Source organism: Alishewanella sp. HH-ZS (assembly GCF_001704375.1).
GTDB classification, from domain to species: domain Bacteria; phylum Pseudomonadota; class Gammaproteobacteria; order Enterobacterales; family Alteromonadaceae; genus Alishewanella; species Alishewanella aestuarii.
On sequence record NZ_LZEJ01000096.1, the window covers coordinates 1 to 932 of the forward strand.

Sequence of the window (932 nt, forward strand, 5' to 3'; positions counted from 1 at the left end):
CAGATCAAGTCTGAGCTAGTACAGCTATGGCGTCTACAACTAATTCTTAATAGAAAGAATAAAGCATATTGCGCGACGTATTTTGTCGTACTCATCCCTTATGCTGCTTCTTAGCAAAGATTTATCCGATAAATTCAGTTAAGTCAGCAGAGGTTGTCATGAACCATCCATCACAAGTTGTTGTGTCGAGTATATTCGATATTGTACTGTTGTACGAAGAATCCCAATCATTAATTGCTTACTGGCTATTCCTGATCTTTGCTCTGCTCTGCCATATTAACGATCGCTCTGATCCGAGGACGGGTTCCTTTTTTAAGTTCCTGTCTATGGCATTACCACTGATTTGGTATTTCAATCAACCATTAGAGCCAGGCGAAACTCTGCACCTGGCATTACCCACCATTTTGGGCTGGACCTTTATTGGTATGCATTTGCTCCGTAACCCATTAGGTACTGCCGTGTCACTGTATATGGGTGCTCAGGCTTATAAATATATTAGCAAAGACTAGCTATATAAGGCATCCAGCAATCACAAATAACGCAAGCTAAAAGGTATGGGCTGAAAAGTTGCGAACTATAAATTGATTAGAGAGGATAACAAGAATGACACTACAGCAATTTAAACTTTTGGTTAACATCCATCTCTCAGATGGTTATGCGCTAGCTGGGTTTGAGACCGAAACGCCAGATTATCGGTTTGGCATTAAGGACAAAAAAATAGCCATGATTTATAAAGCGCAGGCCAATTCTGTCATTTTTACTTTTAGAATTGGGTTAACTTCTTTGCTTATTAAGAAGTTTAACGAGCTTGGGACGCATGCTATTCAGCATCCTGAGCTGCGTGATATGTTTTTGGTGACCATTGATAACAATGCATTCTCTGATGAAATGATTGGTGTTCGGCGACAATTAGGATGACCGGTTGAGGATGA

At 40.2% G+C, this 932-nt stretch carries 2 protein-coding genes; both read left to right on the top strand.

The window, feature by feature from the left end:
* The first annotated feature begins 158 nt into the window (after window positions 1–158).
* The gene (locus A9165_RS16425) at window positions 159–509 is read left to right on the top strand and encodes a hypothetical protein (protein ID WP_065956679.1); all 351 of its coding nucleotides are present in this window, start codon (window positions 159–161) and stop codon (window positions 507–509) included.
* Between the two features lie 94 nt (window positions 510–603).
* Window positions 604–918 carry a hypothetical protein gene (locus A9165_RS16430; RefSeq protein WP_065956680.1) on the top strand — a complete coding sequence of 105 codons (315 nt, stop codon included), beginning with the start codon at window positions 604–606 and terminating at the stop codon, window positions 916–918.
* Window positions 919–932: the final 14 nt, after the last annotated feature.